Source organism: Salmonella sp. SAL-020, assembly GCF_017372215.1.
GTDB classification, from domain to species: Bacteria; Pseudomonadota; Gammaproteobacteria; order Enterobacterales; family Enterobacteriaceae; genus Salmonella; species Salmonella enterica.
In genome coordinates this window covers 717,451-734,407 of record NZ_CP071690.1, presented here as the reverse complement: position 1 = coordinate 734,407, position 16,957 = coordinate 717,451, and the positions used below count along the sequence as shown (strand labels likewise).

16 protein-coding genes are annotated in these 16,957 nt (G+C 52.6%); 3 read left to right on the top strand and 13 right to left on the bottom strand.

From position 1 onward, the window contains the following. Positions 1-108: 108 nt before the first annotated feature. Positions 109-1,581, top strand: a complete 1,473-nt coding sequence (locus J1G48_RS03515; RefSeq protein WP_000437127.1) for a fructuronate reductase — start codon at positions 109-111, stop codon at positions 1,579-1,581. An 11-nt stretch (positions 1,582-1,592) separates the two neighbouring features. Then, positions 1,593-3,005, top strand: coding sequence for a glucuronate isomerase (uxaC, locus tag J1G48_RS03510; protein WP_000190182.1), 1,413 nt, complete (start codon positions 1,593-1,595; stop codon positions 3,003-3,005). 299 nt (positions 3,006-3,304) lie between these two features. Here the strand turns inward: uxaC and J1G48_RS03505 are convergent, their stop codons facing one another. Next, positions 3,305-4,360: a methyl-accepting chemotaxis protein gene (locus J1G48_RS03505; RefSeq protein ID WP_000475253.1), complete on the bottom strand. Its 1,056-nt coding sequence runs from the start codon at positions 4,358-4,360 to the stop codon at positions 3,305-3,307. Between the two features lie 669 nt (positions 4,361-5,029). Next, positions 5,030-6,886 (bottom strand): bifunctional glutathionylspermidine amidase/synthase, encoded by a 1,857-nt coding sequence (gene gss / locus J1G48_RS03500; protein ID WP_000033685.1) that lies wholly within the window; start codon positions 6,884-6,886, stop codon positions 5,030-5,032. Positions 6,887-7,112: 226 nt separating this feature from the next. Between gss and yghU the strand changes: the two genes are divergently transcribed. Continuing rightward, positions 7,113-7,979 carry a glutathione-dependent disulfide-bond oxidoreductase gene (gene yghU, locus J1G48_RS03495; RefSeq protein WP_000774853.1) on the top strand — a complete coding sequence of 289 codons (867 nt, stop codon included), beginning with the start codon at positions 7,113-7,115 and terminating at the stop codon, positions 7,977-7,979. 67 nt (positions 7,980-8,046) lie between these two features. Here the strand turns inward: yghU and J1G48_RS03490 are convergent, their stop codons facing one another. From J1G48_RS03490 to J1G48_RS03440, 11 genes are all read right to left on the bottom strand, one after another. Further along, positions 8,047-8,757: a molybdate ABC transporter substrate-binding protein gene (locus J1G48_RS03490; protein ID WP_001220943.1), complete on the bottom strand. Its 711-nt coding sequence runs from the start codon at positions 8,755-8,757 to the stop codon at positions 8,047-8,049. Beyond that, positions 8,757-9,809, bottom strand: coding sequence for an ABC transporter substrate-binding protein (locus tag J1G48_RS03485; RefSeq protein ID WP_001032020.1), 1,053 nt, complete (start codon positions 9,807-9,809; stop codon positions 8,757-8,759). Before J1G48_RS03485 ends, J1G48_RS03490 begins: the two co-directional genes overlap by 1 nt. A 75-nt stretch (positions 9,810-9,884) precedes the next feature. After that, positions 9,885-10,133, bottom strand: coding sequence for a hydrogenase maturation factor HybG (gene hybG, locus J1G48_RS03480; protein ID WP_000334889.1), 249 nt, complete (start codon positions 10,131-10,133; stop codon positions 9,885-9,887). 27 nt (positions 10,134-10,160) lie between these two features. Then, entirely contained in the window at positions 10,161-10,502 is a 342-nt protein-coding gene (hypA, locus tag J1G48_RS03475; RefSeq protein ID WP_000544946.1) for a hydrogenase maturation nickel metallochaperone HypA, read from the bottom strand. After that, positions 10,495-10,983, bottom strand: coding sequence for a hydrogenase-2 assembly chaperone (hybE, locus tag J1G48_RS03470; RefSeq protein WP_000004950.1), 489 nt, complete (start codon positions 10,981-10,983; stop codon positions 10,495-10,497). Before hybE ends, hypA begins: the two co-directional genes overlap by 8 nt. Beyond that, a complete protein-coding gene (locus tag J1G48_RS03465) occupies positions 10,976-11,470 on the bottom strand; it encodes a HyaD/HybD family hydrogenase maturation endopeptidase (RefSeq protein WP_001221962.1) in 495 nt (164 codons plus the stop codon). The genes hybE and J1G48_RS03465 overlap by 8 nt, the downstream gene beginning before the upstream one ends. Continuing rightward, positions 11,470-13,173, bottom strand: a complete 1,704-nt coding sequence (gene hybC, locus J1G48_RS03460; RefSeq protein WP_000083044.1) for a hydrogenase 2 large subunit — start codon at positions 13,171-13,173, stop codon at positions 11,470-11,472. Before hybC ends, J1G48_RS03465 begins: the two co-directional genes overlap by 1 nt. Beyond that, a complete protein-coding gene (gene hybB, locus J1G48_RS03455) occupies positions 13,170-14,348 on the bottom strand; it encodes a Ni/Fe-hydrogenase cytochrome b subunit (RefSeq protein WP_000017678.1) in 1,179 nt (392 codons plus the stop codon). The genes hybC and hybB overlap by 4 nt, the downstream gene beginning before the upstream one ends. Continuing rightward, positions 14,338-15,324: a hydrogenase 2 operon protein HybA gene (gene hybA / locus J1G48_RS03450; protein ID WP_001081721.1), complete on the bottom strand. Its 987-nt coding sequence runs from the start codon at positions 15,322-15,324 to the stop codon at positions 14,338-14,340. The genes hybB and hybA overlap by 11 nt, the downstream gene beginning before the upstream one ends. Before the next feature lie 2 nt (positions 15,325-15,326). Then, positions 15,327-16,445, bottom strand: a complete 1,119-nt coding sequence (gene hybO / locus J1G48_RS03445; RefSeq protein ID WP_000145429.1) for a hydrogenase 2 small subunit — start codon at positions 16,443-16,445, stop codon at positions 15,327-15,329. A 189-nt stretch (positions 16,446-16,634) separates the two neighbouring features. Next, a complete protein-coding gene (locus J1G48_RS03440) occupies positions 16,635-16,922 on the bottom strand; it encodes a DUF2623 family protein (protein ID WP_001059120.1) in 288 nt (95 codons plus the stop codon). Positions 16,923-16,957 lie beyond the last annotated feature (35 nt).

Sequence of the window (16,957 nt, the reverse complement as noted above, 5' to 3'; positions counted from 1 at the left end):
TTCTTTCGCATGGCGCGACGCGTCATGCGATTTCCCCTACTCAATGCAATAGCAACATGCCTCGCCCCGGAGATCGCGGGCGAAGACGTCGAATGACAGGAGTTTGCAATGGAACAGAATATCGCCACCGCCCAGGTTTCCGTCGCCCGCCCAAACTGGGACAAATCACGTCTGGTATCCCGTATTGTGCATCTGGGCTGCGGGGCGTTTCACCGCGCGCACCAGGCGCTCTTTACCCATCATTTACTGGAAAAGAGCGACAGCGACTGGGGCATTTGTGAAGTGAACCTGATGCCGGGTAACGACGCGCGGCTGATCGCGAACCTGAAAGCGCAAAATCTGCTGTACACCGTTGCAGAACGCGGCGCAGAAAGCACCGAACTGAAAATTATCGGTTCAATGAAAGAAGCGCTGCACCCTGAATTCGACGGCCATGCAGGGATTCTGGCGGCAATGGCGCGCCCGGAAACCGCCATCGTCTCCTTAACCGTGACCGAAAAAGGCTACTGCACCGACCCCGCCAGCGGCGAGCTTGATGTCAATAACCCGCTGATCCAAAACGATCTTGCCCATCCACAGCAGCCTAAATCCGCCATTGGCTATATTGTCGAAGCGCTAAACATGCGCCGGGAGCAAGGACTGAAAGCTTTTACCGTGTTGTCATGCGATAACGTACGCGAGAATGGTCACGTCGCGAAGGCTGCCGTCCTCGGCCTGGCAAAAGCTCGCGATGCCGCCCTCGCCGCATGGATTGCCGACAATGTGACCTTCCCCTGCACCATGGTTGACCGCATTGTTCCGGCGGCGACCGAAGAGACGCTACAACTGGTTGCCGACCAGTTAGGGGTTTATGATCCTTGCGCTATCGCCTGCGAACCCTTCCGCCAGTGGGTCATCGAAGATAACTTTGTGAATGGTCGCCCGGACTGGGACACCGTCGGCGCGCAATTCGTTGCAGATGTCGTACCGTTTGAAATGATGAAGCTGCGTATGCTTAACGGCAGTCACTCTTTCCTCGCCTATCTGGGTTATCTCGGCGGGTATGACACTATCGCCGATACCATGACCAACCCGGCTTACCGTCGCGCGGCGCTGGCGCTGATGCTTGATGAACAAGCGCCGACGTTATCAATGCCGGAAGGCACCGATCTGGAAGGGTATGCGAATTTGTTGATCGCGCGTTTCACTAACCCCTCGTTGAAACACCGCACCTGGCAGATCGCGATGGATGGCAGTCAGAAACTGCCGCAGCGTTTGTTGGACCCGGTACGTCTGCACTTGCAACAGGGCGATGACTATCGCCGCCTGACGCTGGGCGTCGCCGGATGGATGCGTTACGTCGGCGGTATCGATGAACAAGGTAAAACCATTGATGTCGTCGATCCGCTGCTCGCGCAGTATCAGGCGATTCATCAGCAATATCAGACGCCGGAAGAACGCGTTCGCGGGCTACTGGCCATCGAGTCTATCTTTGGCAGCGACCTGCCGAAGAACCACGAATTTGTGCAAGCCGTTACCGACGCTTACCAACAGCTATTGCAGAACGGCGCGAAAGCCACGGTAGAAGCGCTGGCTAAGTAAGGAGATAAATCATGGCTACGTTTATGACTGAAGATTTTCTACTTAAAAACGACATTGCCCGCACGCTGTACCATAAATACGCCGCGCCCATGCCGATTTATGACTTCCACTGCCATTTAAGTCCGCAGGAAATCGCCGACGATCGCCGTTTCGATAACCTCGGTCAGATCTGGCTGGAAGGCGACCACTATAAATGGCGAGCGCTACGAAGCGCAGGCGTGGATGAGTCGCTGATCACCGGCAAAGAGACCAGCGATTATGAAAAATATATGGCCTGGGCCAATACCGTACCAAAAACGCTGGGCAATCCGCTGTATCACTGGACGCACCTTGAACTACGCCGTCCATTTGGCATTACAGGTACGCTGTTCGGACCGGATACCGCGGAAAGTATCTGGACGCAGTGTAATGAGAAACTGGCGACGCCGGCCTTTTCCGCGCGCGGTATTATGCAGCAGATGAATGTGCGGATGGTCGGAACCACCGACGACCCGATAGATTCTCTGGAATATCACCGCCAGATAGCCGCCGACGACAGCATTGATATTGAAGTCGCGCCAAGCTGGCGCCCCGACAAAGTTTTCAAAATCGAACTGGACGGCTTTGTCGATTACCTGAGGAAACTGGAAGCGGCGGCAGATGTCAGCATTACCCGTTTCGACGATTTACGTCAGGCGCTCACTCGCCGCCTCGACCATTTCGCCGCCTGCGGCTGCCGCGCGTCGGATCATGGCATTGAAACGCTGCGATTTGCGCCGGTGCCCGACGACGCGCAGCTTGACGCCATTCTGGGCAAACGTCTGGCTGGCGAAACGCTGAGCGAACTTGAGATCGCCCAGTTTACCACGGCGGTGCTGGTCTGGCTGGGCCGTCAGTACGCCGCGCGCGGCTGGGTGATGCAGCTACATATTGGCGCGATCCGTAATAATAATACCCGGATGTTCCGCCTGCTGGGGCCGGATACCGGCTTTGACTCCATTGGCGATAATAACATTAGCTGGGCGCTCTCCCGTTTGCTCGACAGTATGGATGTGACCAATGAACTGCCCAAGACTATCCTCTATTGCCTGAACCCACGTGATAACGAAGTCCTGGCGACCATGATCGGTAACTTCCAGGGGCCGGGAATTGCCGGAAAAGTGCAGTTTGGTTCCGGCTGGTGGTTTAACGATCAGAAAGACGGTATGCTGCGCCAACTGGAGCAACTGTCGCAAATGGGACTGTTAAGTCAGTTTGTCGGGATGCTGACCGACTCCCGCAGTTTCCTTTCTTATACGCGACATGAATATTTCCGTCGTATTCTCTGTAACCTGCTGGGACAGTGGGCGCAGGACGGAGAGATTCCTGATGATGAAGCGATGCTAAGCCGTATGGTTCAGGATATCTGCTTCAATAATGCCCAGCGTTATTTCACGATTAAATAATCGCTATTAATCTGTGAGCACAGGTCTCAGGTATTTCGAGGGGCAGGAAGGCGGTAAGAGAGTGAGAAATTTAGCAGTAACGCACTTTTCCAGCCAAAGTCTGGCCGCCGATAAAAAGCAAAGATGTCGCTGATTAATCCCGAATCACTTACTAAGGTAAGTGATTCGGGTGAACAAACACAGCCATCTTCTGCGTCATGCTTCTTTTCTCTGTCCGGAATAACTCCAGTGCAGAAAGTGCGATACATCAGTCCTGTTGATGATGGCTCCTGTTGGTTATACGGTAATAACTCATGACTTCACAGTGTGGTTTCTTTTAACAAATCGACAGCCAGCATTTCCAGCTGGTTAACCACCTCATTACTGGATCGCTCCATTCTGTCGAGTTCTTGCGACATCGCATTCATATCGCCTGCGGCAAAATAGTTCAGCGCAGAGTGGCCAGCGGTATGCACCTCTTTATGAGGCGCTTCCAGACTACGGAAACTGTAGTAATTGCTAAACTGCTGTCCTTCAAAACCGTAGTACCATTTCCCCAGCCGACACTGATCGTGCATCGTTATTTTACTGTTTATGTCTTTATTTAAGAGTAATTTGTAGACTTCCATTTTCCAGATAACATGGTCAACTTTGACAATATTCAAAAACTGCACCGTAGAGATGTACTGCATGACCGATTTCATGCTCAGCGATTTATCGATGACGATGCCAATAGACTCCACAATTTGATTTATGTTAGTCGTAATATTATCAATAACCGGCTGTTGGTTATCCAGTACCTCACTCACTCTGGCCGTATTATCTTTGATTACAGAGGTTAACGTACTGACGCTTTTCGAACTGTGTTTAACATCTTCGGACAGGTTTTTCACCTCTTTCGAAATAACGCTAAAACCACGCCCGGCATCCCCTACGCGCGCGGCCTCGATCGCGGAGTTAATCGCTATCAAATTGGTCTGGTTAGCGATCTTCTGTATCTCTTTAATACACGCATTAATTTGCGTTAAGGAGGTATTTAAGTCGCCCATACGACAGCCAATATCCGATGAAGTCGTGCCAATTTCGGTGATAAATTCCACGAGCGATTTTAATGAACTTCTGGCTTTATCATTCTGTTCGTTAAGTTCATTAATGCGTTCTTTTTCAATGTTGAGCTGCTCACAGGACTTAATGATGGCATTACGAATGATATCGATCGTCGAGATCCCCATCAGAATTTTTTGACACAGTATCCGCTCATAAGGCTCAGGAGTATCCACCACCACGTCAGATGCATTAGCGCCAGATTCTGCTGGCGGCGGTATTTTTACAACATTATTATTCCAGTGGCGCAAGCCTAATACTTTTTTAAACATATACCATTCTCCTTATTATATGTGGACATCCTGATCTATGCCTGGATAAAGTATTATCAACTCATGCTAACATAATGAAAAATCGGCTGTCATCTGCCATAACCATACGTTCACCAGAATAAGACAAAACGTCCACTAAACTTAAATAATTACAGAGTAAACTATTCAATAATACCATTAATAGTCATAATGGAAGTCGCTTCGCTTTATACGGAAATATTATTTACAAGGCTGACAACAATAGCTGAATAATAATTAACTGCATTTACTTAGGTGTAGCTATATCTCGCCACGAAGATTGCAGACAGGGTTTAAACGCAAACTTTTGCAATAGAAAAATAACCTAACGTAAACTTTTTATATGACCAATAATATCATTTGGACTCATCAATATATTATGCTGTCCGTTTACCAGCCAAACAGGCATGACCTAAATCCAAAGGAATGGGGGCAGCGTAACCAGCCGCAAAAAGTATCGAGTAGTCGAAAATCAGGAAACGGATGCGCCAACGCGGCGAGCGTCACCGCCTGCGTCAGAAAAGTTAAGAATAATTTGTGATATTATTTCTCATATGTTACCAGTAAATGGCAGGCTGATAGCCGTTCGCTGGTAAACACAACAGGCGGGATATCGGCACCCACGCCGATATCCCGACGAGAATGACCCCGTTACGCTTTGATGACGATTAACGGTTCAATATCGCTCTCTTTTTTAATGACTAATGAATCATCGCCGCGCAGGCACGTACCGCCGTAGTTACCGCCCACGGTAAACGTACAGACCTGAATATACTTCCCGGCGACCTTCGGCAGGCACCACAACTGCTGATAGATATTTTTCTGCGTGGCGAACTTGCCGCTGGTTTTATCCAGGAGCTCTTCCTGATGGCTCACCAAATCAATATTACTACCGCAACGTCCGGCAATCGGTTTTACCGCATAGCCGGTCTGCACCAGCTCATCGTTAACGGTAAAATCCGTGTCGAGCAAATAGCGATGATGCGGGAAGAGCGACCACAGGATGGGCAGGATCGCTTTGTTACCCGGGATCACCGTCCACAGCGGTTCAAACACCAACACTTCCGGGCGCAGTAATACATCAATCAGCCGGACTTCATTTTCCGGGTGCCCGGTACGAATAGGCACTGCGGCATACTCCGTCTCGCTGACTTCGCGTATCTGCTCCATCGCCGTTTCCCACGCCCAGGTTTTCCAGACACAATTCACCAGCCGTCCGTCGCCATCGATCAACTGCCCGGCGTCATCCCAGCGCAACTCGCCCAGACCGCGGAGAATTTTGCTCGCGAAACCGGCCTGATGCAGCGCCTGCTGCATAAACTGCGCGTGATAGTCCTCCTCGATATCATCATCCTGCATGATATGGACGAAAGGACGCGCTTTACTGTGTTTCCAGGCGCCTGCCAGCTCGTTAATTAAGCCCTCCGCCGGGTTATGCCCTTTACCGGTATAGCCCTGCTCAGCCCATTTTTCGAGAATTAATCCCGCTTCGGTATGGCATGATGCGGAATCGGCATTGTATTCATAGACTTTCAGCCCGCGTTCATCCATGCAGAAATCCATACGACCGGTGATCATATGGTGACGACGGCGCTGCCAGGAGAGACGCAGGCGCGGCCAAAGAATTTTGGGGATATCGAATAGCGCCAGCAGATTATCGTCTTTTAAAACTTTGTCCGTGGCGTGCAGGTACATCAAATGCAACTCATTGGTCGCTTTGATAAGCTCCTGTTCAGCGCTCTCGGTGATGGTAAAATACTGGTACGGGTCCTGATTGATAACGTGTCCGTTCGCCTGTACATAGGCTTTTTGTAACGGATCGCGCTCATCCAGCCACGGACCGTCAAACTGACCTTTCTCTGGCAGTCTTGCGCCGCGAATCGCCAGCGACTGATTCGCGATGTCAGGCTGTGACAAACTGTATTGCGTGTCGTCGGTCTGGATCATCCAGCCTAAAATCGTCGTGTCATCAAAGGTGTCGCGCAGGGTGTAACACCCGTTTTCTACGACCATTTCCAGTTCGCGAGTCCACTGCTGCCCTGGCGGCAATGGCGTGTGGATAACGTTTTGCTCAGCAATACGAATTTTGTTATCCAGGAGTTGGGTGATAATCGCAACGTGCCCGGTTTCGTTAAACTCGCCGCCCTTTTGCCAGATGAGCAACGCCCCGGCCTCCGGCGCGCGCGGCGAACCGTTCGGGAAGGCCTGCAAAGGCAAAATATTGTCATTCACGACCTCGCGCAGAAAACGCAGCGAGAAAATTTCCCAGGCCATGCCGACGTCAGTAAAAACAACGCCATAATTCAGAAAGAGAAAACGGCGGGCAAATTCCACGCACTGCCATTTATGCCCCATGTATTCATCGTCGATGTAGCTACGAAAAGCTGCGTCGTCGTCGTCCCACGGATCGAGGGAATTGTAATCTGAAGAGTAGATCGCTACGCCGCCGGGGGCGTAACCCAATAATGTCCCGAAGGGGGCATCCTGACTGGTGGTTCCTTTGCTCATGCACTTACCTCAAAACAAGACCGCCTGAGCAGCCTGGCGTGATTTCGCTCTGATTGTCTGCTCTGTGACACTAACCGGACAGAGGTCGACATAATCATACACCTCAATAAGGCACACTGAGGCCAGAAGGTTAAAATTTCACTCGCCGGAATGTCCCAATCGGTTAAATGTCCGACTAGCAAGCTGCTACACTGCTTCAACACCACCACTGTGAAGGCAGGTCAATATGGCAGATAATACTTATCAACCCGCAAAAGTCTGGACGTGGGATAAATCCGGCGGCGGCGCGTTCGCTAACATTAATCGCCCGGTTTCCGGCCCGACGCACGACAAAACGCTGCCCGTCGGCAAACATCCGTTACAGCTTTATTCGCTGGGGACGCCTAACGGCCAGAAAGTGACTATTATGCTGGAAGAGCTCCTGGCGCTGGGCGTGACCGGCGCCGAATATGACGCCTGGTTGATTCGCATCGGCGAGGGCGATCAGTTCTCCAGCGGCTTTGTTGACATCAATCCGAACTCAAAAATCCCGGCGCTGCGCGATAACTCACACAACCCGCCGATTCGAGTTTTTGAGTCGGGCGCAATTCTTGTTTATCTGGCGGATAAGTTTGGCCATTTCCTGCCGCAGGATCTGGCTAAGCGCACAGAAACCCTTAACTGGTTGTTCTGGCTACAGGGCGCGGCGCCGTTCCTCGGTGGCGGTTTCGGTCATTTCTATCATTATGCGCCGGTAAAAATTGAGTACGCCATTAATCGCTTCACCATGGAAGCCAAGCGTCTGCTGGACGTGCTGGATAAGCAGTTAGCTCACCACCCGTATGTCGCGGGAGAAGAGTACACTATTGCCGATATGGCCATCTGGCCGTGGTTCGGCAACGTGGTGCTGGGGAATGTCTATGATGCAGCGGAGTTTCTGGATGCCGGAAGTTATCAAAACGTACAACGCTGGGCGAAGCAGGTAGCCGAACGTCCGGCGGTAAAGCGGGGGCGCATTGTCAACCGGACCAACGGCCCATTGAACGAACAGCTTCACGAACGCCATGACGCCAGCGACTTCGAAAACAATACCGAAGATAAACGTCAAAGTTAAACCATGATGCCGGATGAGGTAGTAATGTCGTCATCCGGCATGGTATTCCCTGCTGACGCTTCGCTTATCAGTTCTGCGAGTGTGTCATATTCGGCGCTTCACTAAACCCATGTTGCATGAGAATCAACCTCGCCCGTGCTGACAGTAAAAAGTCGGCAAGCGTTTTTCCCTGCTCGCTCAGGCAGGCAAAGCCATATTCAGCCACGGGATTATAAGGTTCCGGGATATCAACCACTCGCAGCGAATTAACCTGCCGTAGCCTGGGAGCATAGCTGGCATAGCCGATAAAGATATCGGTGTAATCATGATTGATGAGCCATTCCGCAGCCAGCCGGCCCGCCGGTAACGGCAAAGTCTGCCTGCCGCCAACCAGCGCTACCGCGCGTTTTCGGACCGCTTCGCCCTCCTTGCCCATCCGCGAAAAAAGCTGCTGCGTATAATCGCCGGAAGGATCGCAACCTGCTGTTGAGGTGCCGATCCGCAGATCCCGCCGGGTTAATAGCGACAGCCAGTCCTCGCCTTCACGCATCGCCTGTGCCCGCACGCTCAGGCACAAACGGTTCGTCGTAAAAGGCGCGACCCGCAGCGCCCGCCCGCTTTCCAGCAGCGCCTGCGGATGCGCCAGGTTCGCCGAAGCAAAAAAGTCGCACGCTTCGCCCGCTTCGATGCGTTCACGTAACAGCCCCGCCGGACCGAAATCACATACCGCATCCGCCTGAAATGCCGCCATTAGCTGCGGCCAGACGACGCGCAAGCTCCCCGCAGCCAGTATTCGCATCACTGTACGCCCTGATAGTCAGTACGGTAAAAACGTTGATACCAGTCGTTAGCGGCCTTTTGCATGTCAATATCGTGGAATTTTTCCGGATAGAGTTTTTTCGCCATCCACAGTTCGCCGATTCCCACCGCCTCCGGCATCGGATATCCCCAGGCTTTGGCATAATCCGGCATCAGGTAAACCCGATGATGCTTCACCGCGTCAATGACCTGCCACTGGGGATTGTGCAGGATCTCATTGACGACCTTTGGATAGCGATTCTGGACAAAGATTACCTGTGGATCCCAGGCGATCACCTGCTCCATTGTCACCTGCTTAAAGCCTTTCACCGAGGATGCCGCTACATTCAGCGCCCCCGCATGGGCCATCATCAGACCGGTGTATTTACCGGAACCGTAGGTGGTCAGCTCCGGATTCGCCATATAAGCGCGAACCCGCTCATTTTCAGGAACCGACTGCAAACGGTCGCTGACCATCTTGCGACCTTTATCCATCGCCTCAATCAGCGCTTTCGCCTCCTGCGGTTTATTGACGATATCGCCAATCAGCGTTATTCCTTCACGCAGCCCGCGATTATAAGCCTGCTCTTCATCGGCCAGGGTCGGGTTCATTTTAGCCCGCTCGCCAGCAACATCATGGCGCAGCGAAATCGCCACCACCGGAATGCCAAGACGGCTGATTTTGTCGATCATCTCCTGCGGAGCGTAATTCGTGACAAACACCACCTGCGGGCGCAGCGCCACCAGTTTTTCAGGATCAACGTGCGTTAGATCGCCCAGCGAGGCTTTTTGCGCCAGTTCCGGCGCCAGACGCGCATAGCCGTCGCCTAATTGCTGTTTCCAGTTCGCCATGACCCCAACGATTTTGTCAGTGGCATTCATCTGTACAAGGAGATTGAGCGTTTGATGCTGGAGCACCACCACTCTGTCGACGGTGTCGGGAACCGTGACCTGGCGGCCAAGTTGATCGGTAAAAGTACGCGCCGCCTGTGACATTAACGGCCAGCAAAAAAGCAACGCCAGCAGAGAGAGCTGGCGCAAAAATTTATTCATAGGTTTCGCCCCACAATCGATATATAAATAATTATACAGCGATTATAGAGCGATATAATAGAGGTGATTAAGGGATCACGCGCTGGTGATGTCGTACTCCATGCGGCGCAGCGCATCTAACGTGGCTTTCGCTTCGTCTTCGTCAATGATGCTCATCGCAAAACCAACGTGTACCAATACCCATTGCCCTACCAGATCGGCTGGCTTACCTTCACAAATCAGAGCAATATTGACATCACGTTTGATGCCACACACTTCCACCTGCGCAAGCTGGTGAATATCATCTCCGACGGCCAGCACCTGACCGGGGACGCCAATACACATAATTAACCACCTGAAATAAAATGCGGGTTATTCGACCTCAATACTCTTTACTTTCAACGAATCGCCGGTATCCACCCGCAGGCGATCGCCATGACAACGCGGACATTGCGCGTCATGCCTGAGAATTTCCACCACCTGACTGCAATCCCAGCACCAGGCCTGGGCCGGTCTGTAGTCGATGTGCAATTCGCACCCTTGCGCTAAAGTTCCCTGGCAGGCGATGTCAAAGCTGAAACGAACCGCGCGCTCTTCAACGCACGAAAGCGCGCCTATCTCCAGCCATACGCCGGTGACGCGCGCCACGCCGTGCTGTTCTGCCTGCTGCTGAATAATTTCAACGGCGCTTTGGCAAAGAGACAGCTCATGCATTCTCACAGCTCCGACGGCCAAACAGCAACGCACGCCGGCTTGTCTGCGGCGCATCAGGATTGCTTACCGGCAGGGATAACAGCATCCGCGCGCAGTCATCCGCCAGCCGGACGCCCTCTTCCGGCGACAGGCTACGGGAAAGCGGCGACATCAACGAGCAGGCAAGATATTGTGAAACGCCTTCCAGTTCGCCAACGGTAAAGGTCATCGTGCCATAAGGCAGTTGCAGACCGAGTTTTTCACCGATGGTACGCCCGGGCCAGATCTGGTCCGGGCCAGGGAAGATTAATGCGCTTAACATCCACGGCGTAATTACCGTGCCCGTCCATTGTCCTTCAAACAACGTAAAATCAGAGACATGCACCGGCATAGTCGGATGCAGAAACGAAAGATCGTGCATCGAACGATGGGCTATCTCTTCAAACGCCGCCTGAACCCGGGCGACGGGCGCCGTGTCGAATCCGGAAAACGTTTCAGACATGCGCCGTCTCCTTAGGAATTGCTTCGACGCCGGATTCTCGCAGCGCAGCAAGAACCTGCTCAAGCGCAGGTTCAATCATCGCCTCGACGGTTGGCGTTAAGCCGATGTGCGGTTCCAGCGACTGTGGAATAACGCCGACCAGGGTCAGTTTCTTCGGAAACTCGCCGGTAAAGCGGAGGGCCGACAATACGTCGGCCAGTCCAAGCTGATGGGGGGAGATTTTGTTGGTGAACAGCGCCGGAACTTCATCGTCGCGCAGTACCATAATGGTTCCCGGCGCGTTCTTTTTCGACACGATGGCGTCGGCAATGATCAAATGATCCCGACTCGCCATATCGCCAAGAAGTTCCATTCCCGCCGTACCACCATCCAGAATCTCAACGAAATCCGGCAGGGTGTATCGTTGCTCTAACGCTTCAACAATACGCACCCCGATGGCTTCATCGGTCAGCAAAATATTGCCGACCCCTAAGACTAATATCCGCATTACAAAACCTTCACCGAGACCACTTCATTGCCATCGGCGTCCACCACGTGTACCGCGCACGCCATGCAAGGGTCGAAGGAGTGGATGGTACGTACCACTTCCAGCGGCTTCGCCGGATCGGCGATCGGCGTACCGACCAGCGACTGTTCGTACGGCCCCACGTCATCGTTGAAGTTACGCGGACCTGAGTTCCAGGTCGATGGCACCACCGCCTGATAGTTACTGATAATACCGTCTTTAATCACCATCCAGTGAGACAGCATACCGCGCGGCGCCTCCAGGAAGCCCACGCCTTTGAACTCGCCCGTCGCCGGAATGTTCGGCTTCACAAACGTGGTGTAATCGCCTTTGCCGATATTTACAATCAGCGCGTTGTATTGATCCTGCAATATGTTTTGCAGTTCACAACAGTGAACGGTACGCCCGATGATACGACCCAGCGTAGAGTGAAGTTGCGCCATTTCCAACGTTTTGCCGGTCAGCTTCTGATAAAGCGCAATGATTTCATTGAGCTTGGTCTGCGTGGATTCACGACCTGCAGCCAGTTTACACAGCATGTTCGCCAGCGGCCCGACTTCGACGGTTTTGCCGTAGAATGTCGGCGACTTGACCCATGAGTATTTACCGTCATCCGACCAACCGTCGTAAGCCGGGATCGTAGTGCCTTCCCACGGCGCCTGCGGCGCTTCATCTTTGTACCAGGCGTGCTTCGCGCTCTCCTGAATACCTTTAATCAGGAATTCGTCGGAGTGAGAGGTGATCGGACGGTATGTCGACAGATCGGCATTGGTAATGTAACCGCCCGGGAACAGGAAACTGCCGTTTTTACCGTCGGTCGGGAATTCCGGCGCGCTCAGGTAGTTCACCGCGCCTTTGCCGCGCTCCAGCCATTCCGGATAGTAGGCCGCGATGACTGCGGTATCCACTTTATACACCTGCTCGACAAAATCGCTCAGCTTATCGATAAACGATTTGATGTACATCAGGCGTTCAAGGTTCAACGTACCGATGCTGTCGAGATTGATCGGGTTCGCCACCCCACCGACCGCCAGGTTCTGGATATGCGGCGATTTACCGCCCAGCAACGCCACCACGCGGTTAGCGTCACGCTGACATTCCAGCGCCTGCAGATAGTGGGCGACCGCAATCAGGTTGACCTCCGGCGGTAACTGCATTGCCGGGTGCCCCCAGTAGCCATTGGCGAAAATACCTAGCTGACCGCTGGCGACAAGATCCTTGATCTTGTTCTGAACTTTCGTGAACTCTTGCGCGCTGTTCAGGTGCCAGCTCGACACGCCATCCAGCATCGCGGAGGCTTTTTCCGGATCGGCTTTCAGCGCAGAGGTAATGTCCACCCAGTCCAGCGCAGAGAGCTGGTAGAAATGGACAATGTGGTCATGGGTGGTATGCGCCGCCAGAATAATATTACGGATATACTGCGCGTTGACGGGAACATCAATATTCAGCGCGCTTTCCGCCGCACGAACGGAGGAGATCGCGTGAGTTGTCGTACAAACGCCGCAAATACGTTGCACAATCATCCACGCATCGCGCGGATCGCGGTTCTTCACGATCTCTTCCATACCGCGCCACATGGTGCCGGACGCCCATGCTTTGGATACGACGCCGTTCTCAATTTCGCAGTCAATGCGTAAATGACCCTCAATACGGGTTACCGGATCAATAGTAATTCTCTGGCTCATGCTTTGCTCGCCTCATGACGATTATGATCGTTTTGTTTTAAAGGAGGAAGTATCGGCAGTAGACGAATGAGTACGATGTATGCACAAATCTCAATAGCCACAAAACCAATAGAAATCAACAATTCTTCCCAAGTTGGGAAGTAGTGGTAGCCGCCACCCGGGTTGAATGCCACCAGCGAATAGGTCAGACGCCACGTCGCGCAGCCCAACAGCGCGCTCAGCGCCGACAGGTACAGCATACGAGAGTCATTACGCAGTTTCGCCACACGCAGCACCACTAACGGGAAGACCATCAGGACGACTTCAATCCAGAACATAGCGGAGTAAAAATCGCCGGCAAACGCATAGGACAGCTTGTCGCGATAAATCAGTTCGCCAAAGCGCAGGACGACGAAAATCGCCAGCAGCACGCTGATGGTATTCGTCAGCTTAACAAACAAATTTTTCTCATCCGGACCGTTTCCTTTCAGGCCTGCCTGAACCAGCGAACCCTCAAATATGACAATGGAGAAGCCCATGATAAACGCGGTCAGAACCGAGAACAGCGGCAGCATTTCATAGCTTTGCCATAGCGGATGCACTTTATAGCCCGCCGAGATCATCAATGACCCCATTGAGGACTGGTGCATCGTCGGCAACAGCGCGCCCAGCGCGATAATAAAGAACATCACCTTATTCAGACGCTTGAGCGACACTTTCCAGCCCAGACGTTCAAACAAGGCAGGCGCAAACTCCAGCGCCATCACGCCGATGTAGATGGTCATACAGACCGCCGTCTCAAACAGTACCGAGTTCACGTTGAAGTGACCTGGAATGTAGAAGTACGGCAGGTTCCAGTAACGACCGACGTCGATAGTGATCGACAGGCCGCCCAGCGAGTAACCAAACAAGCTTGCCAGCAACGCCGGGCGCACCAACGGATGGTATTGCCCACGGTTAAAGACATATACCGCCCATGCCAACGCCCAACCGCCGCAGGCAAAGCCAGTGCCGATCAACAGGTCAAAGGCAATCCAGACGCCCCATGGGAAACCGCCGTTCAGGTCGGAAACGGAGCCCAACCCGAAGACCAGACGCTTCACGATAAGGAGCATACACAGGACGATTAACGGTCCAAAAATAATGACCGGTTTACTGATGATTTTTCCGCCCAGCGGTTTTGGATCATGACTCATGATCGTCTCCTCCATCGTGATGGTCGTTTTTGCTATTACGACGAACCAGCACGGTTAAGCCCGCCAGCGCAGCCAGGGGTAGTATCATGCCTTTATAAAGCGTGTGTTGAACATGCTCGGAGCGCGCTCCGGTTGAAAGGTCATCCAGCTTCGGCAGATCCAGATCTTCATAAGGAACGCCTGTCAGCACCAGCACCTGAGTACCACCGCCCTCTTTTTCACCGTAGAGGTGTGGGTAGTATTTAGGCACCGTATGCAGATAGGTGTCGTCCGTTTTCAACGTCTGGCGCGGATAGTGATATTCACTGCCTGGTTTGAGGGCCAGACGTTTTTTCGCTTCCGCCATCAGCTCTTCACGAGTACCGAAAATGACGGCCCCTGCCGGACAAACTTCCACACACCCAGGCAAACCGCCTTTATCCAGACGCTCAACGCCTTTCTGGTTACACAACTCACACTTGTGAAGCGCGCCAAACGGGTTGTTGTAGTCGTACTTAGGTACGTTGTACGGACAGGCGACCATACAGTAACGGCAGCCGGTGCAGACATCTTTGTCATAGTGGACGATGCCGGTTTTCGGATCTTTTTTCAGCGCCGACACCGGGCAAACGGAAACGCAGTTAGGATCAACGCAGTGCATACACTGTTTCTTGATGTAGGCATAGCCGTTCTCTTCCTGATCTTTGTTCACGCCCGTGCCGCTACGCCATACCTGAATAATGTTATTGGTATACGGCGACAGCTTGTCGTTGTTCGACCAGGTCTGCTCCCCTTCCGGGTTACGCGCCGGGAAGTTGATATCCTGACACTTTGTGACGCAGGCCTGACAGCCCACGCACAGAGTGGAGTCATACAGCATACCCAGCGAACCTGGAATCGGCGGACGGTTTTCTGCAGCCGCATGGCTGACAGACGGCGCGGCGCCCAACAGCAATGCTCCACCGGAGGCTGCTTTAATAAAGTCACGTCTGTTCACGGTTATTCTCCCCGTGAGTCAGCGTTATCTTTCTTTTGCTGACGCCCCAGTTCACGTACCGCCATCACGCTGACGCCGGCAACCAGACCGACTACGCCGCCAAGCAGACCGACAGCGCCCGCAGAGATATTGCCGCCTTCTTTCATATTGACGTCAGGTTTCTCTGAACGCGGAGTTTGGTTTTCGACATGAGCAAGCTGGTGAATGCCCTTATGGAAGCCGATACCTTCTTCGTTACAGCCATAGCAAGGATGACCGATCGCCACTGGCCAGACGCCGCCAACGTCACAGAACTGTAACGTAGAACAGTTGCCCCAGGTTTCCGGCCCTTTACAGCCAAGATGGTAGAGACACCAGCCCTGACGGTGGCCTTCGTCGCCAAATTCTTTGGCAAAACGGCCTGCGTCGAAGTGTGGACGACGTTCGCAATGCTCATGAATCAGACGGCCATAGGCAAAGGTTGGACGATTTTTCGCATCCAGCTTCGGCGGCGTGCCGTAAGTGATGATATGCGCGACGGTCGCCAGGAAGTTATGCGGGTTTGGCGGACAACCTGGAATATTGATAACCGTTTTGCCCGGTAAGACTTCCTGCAGACTGACAGCGCCGGTTGGGTTTACGCCAGCCGCAGCAACGCCGCCCCATGCCGAGCAGGAACCGATAGCGATAATCGCGGCTGCGCCGTCAGCGGCTTTGCGGATGTGATCCACGATCGGCTCGCCGGCAACCATGCAGTAGATACCGTTATCTTTTAGTGGGATAGAACCATCCACCACCAGAACATATTGCCCTTTATACTTCTCCAGAGCGTTATGTTTGTTTTCTTCGACCTGGTGACCGAATGCGGCGGAAAGTACCTCGTGGTATTCCAGAGAGATAGTCTCCAGAACGAGGTTTTCAACGGTTGGGTGTGTAGCACGAAGCAGTGATTCGGTACAACCGGTACACTCCTGAGCGCCAATCCAGATAACGGGCGGACGCTGTGGATTGGATACCGATTCTGCCATTTCTGCGGCGGCTTTGCTACTGAGCCCCATAGTAGCGGCCAGTGCTGCACAAAGCTTCATGAAATCACGACGGTTAATGCCGTGAGAAGTGATGAGAGTATTATCTCCAGTCATTTTATAGTTATTCCGTTACGAAGACCTGGCTTTTATTTTGCACTGTTCGCGAAGAAGTTATTGCGATCGGTACGCCATTTACCACACTTTTTTTATGGTTATGTGCGCCATAATACTTCGACGGAACAGTAAAACGAAGGGAAGAGGCGATAGTGTAATTAATTAAAGCAAGATAATACCCCTGTTGGATCAACCTTCGAGTCGATAACCGACCATAAAGAAGCGAACCGCCATCCCGGAATGATTCTCTTTAAAGAAATCCATCACCATTTCTTTATCCAGACCATAGCGACGCGTCAGAATTCCGGCCTCCCACGCGCTAAGTTGACGATCGCCGGTCTTTTCGAACATACGGTGTGTAAAACCCAATACAAAGCCACGTTTATACTCAGAACAGAAATTCACCGCATGATGCGCGCTATATGCATATGGCGCGTGCAACCCAGCCATTAACCCTTTCCCAAAATGATTATTCATCTGACCTCCTTAGTCGCTATATAATAAATTATATA

Coding starts and splice junctions, on each gene's coding strand:
- J1G48_RS03465 (WP_001221962.1), bottom strand. CDS start 11,470: ATGCGGATATTAGTCTTAGGGGTCGGCAATATTTTGCTGACCGATGAA.
- J1G48_RS03515 (WP_000437127.1), top strand. CDS start 109: ATGGAACAGAATATCGCCACCGCCCAGGTTTCCGTCGCCCGCCCAAAC.
- uxaC (WP_000190182.1), top strand. CDS start 1,593: ATGGCTACGTTTATGACTGAAGATTTTCTACTTAAAAACGACATTGCC.
- J1G48_RS03440 (WP_001059120.1), bottom strand. CDS start 16,922: ATGAATAATCATTTTGGGAAAGGGTTAATGGCTGGGTTGCACGCGCCA.
- J1G48_RS03490 (WP_001220943.1), bottom strand. CDS start 8,757: ATGCGAATACTGGCTGCGGGGAGCTTGCGCGTCGTCTGGCCGCAGCTA.
- J1G48_RS03485 (WP_001032020.1), bottom strand. CDS start 9,809: ATGAATAAATTTTTGCGCCAGCTCTCTCTGCTGGCGTTGCTTTTTTGC.
- hybC (WP_000083044.1), bottom strand. CDS start 13,173: ATGAGCCAGAGAATTACTATTGATCCGGTAACCCGTATTGAGGGTCAT.
- hypA (WP_000544946.1), bottom strand. CDS start 10,502: ATGCATGAGCTGTCTCTTTGCCAAAGCGCCGTTGAAATTATTCAGCAG.
- yghU (WP_000774853.1), top strand. CDS start 7,113: ATGGCAGATAATACTTATCAACCCGCAAAAGTCTGGACGTGGGATAAA.
- J1G48_RS03505 (WP_000475253.1), bottom strand. CDS start 4,360: ATGTTTAAAAAAGTATTAGGCTTGCGCCACTGGAATAATAATGTTGTA.
- hybB (WP_000017678.1), bottom strand. CDS start 14,348: ATGAGTCATGATCCAAAACCGCTGGGCGGAAAAATCATCAGTAAACCG.
- hybG (WP_000334889.1), bottom strand. CDS start 10,133: ATGTGTATTGGCGTCCCCGGTCAGGTGCTGGCCGTCGGAGATGATATT.
- gss (WP_000033685.1), bottom strand. CDS start 6,886: ATGAGCAAAGGAACCACCAGTCAGGATGCCCCCTTCGGGACATTATTG.
- hybO (WP_000145429.1), bottom strand. CDS start 16,445: ATGACTGGAGATAATACTCTCATCACTTCTCACGGCATTAACCGTCGT.
- hybE (WP_000004950.1), bottom strand. CDS start 10,983: ATGTCTGAAACGTTTTCCGGATTCGACACGGCGCCCGTCGCCCGGGTT.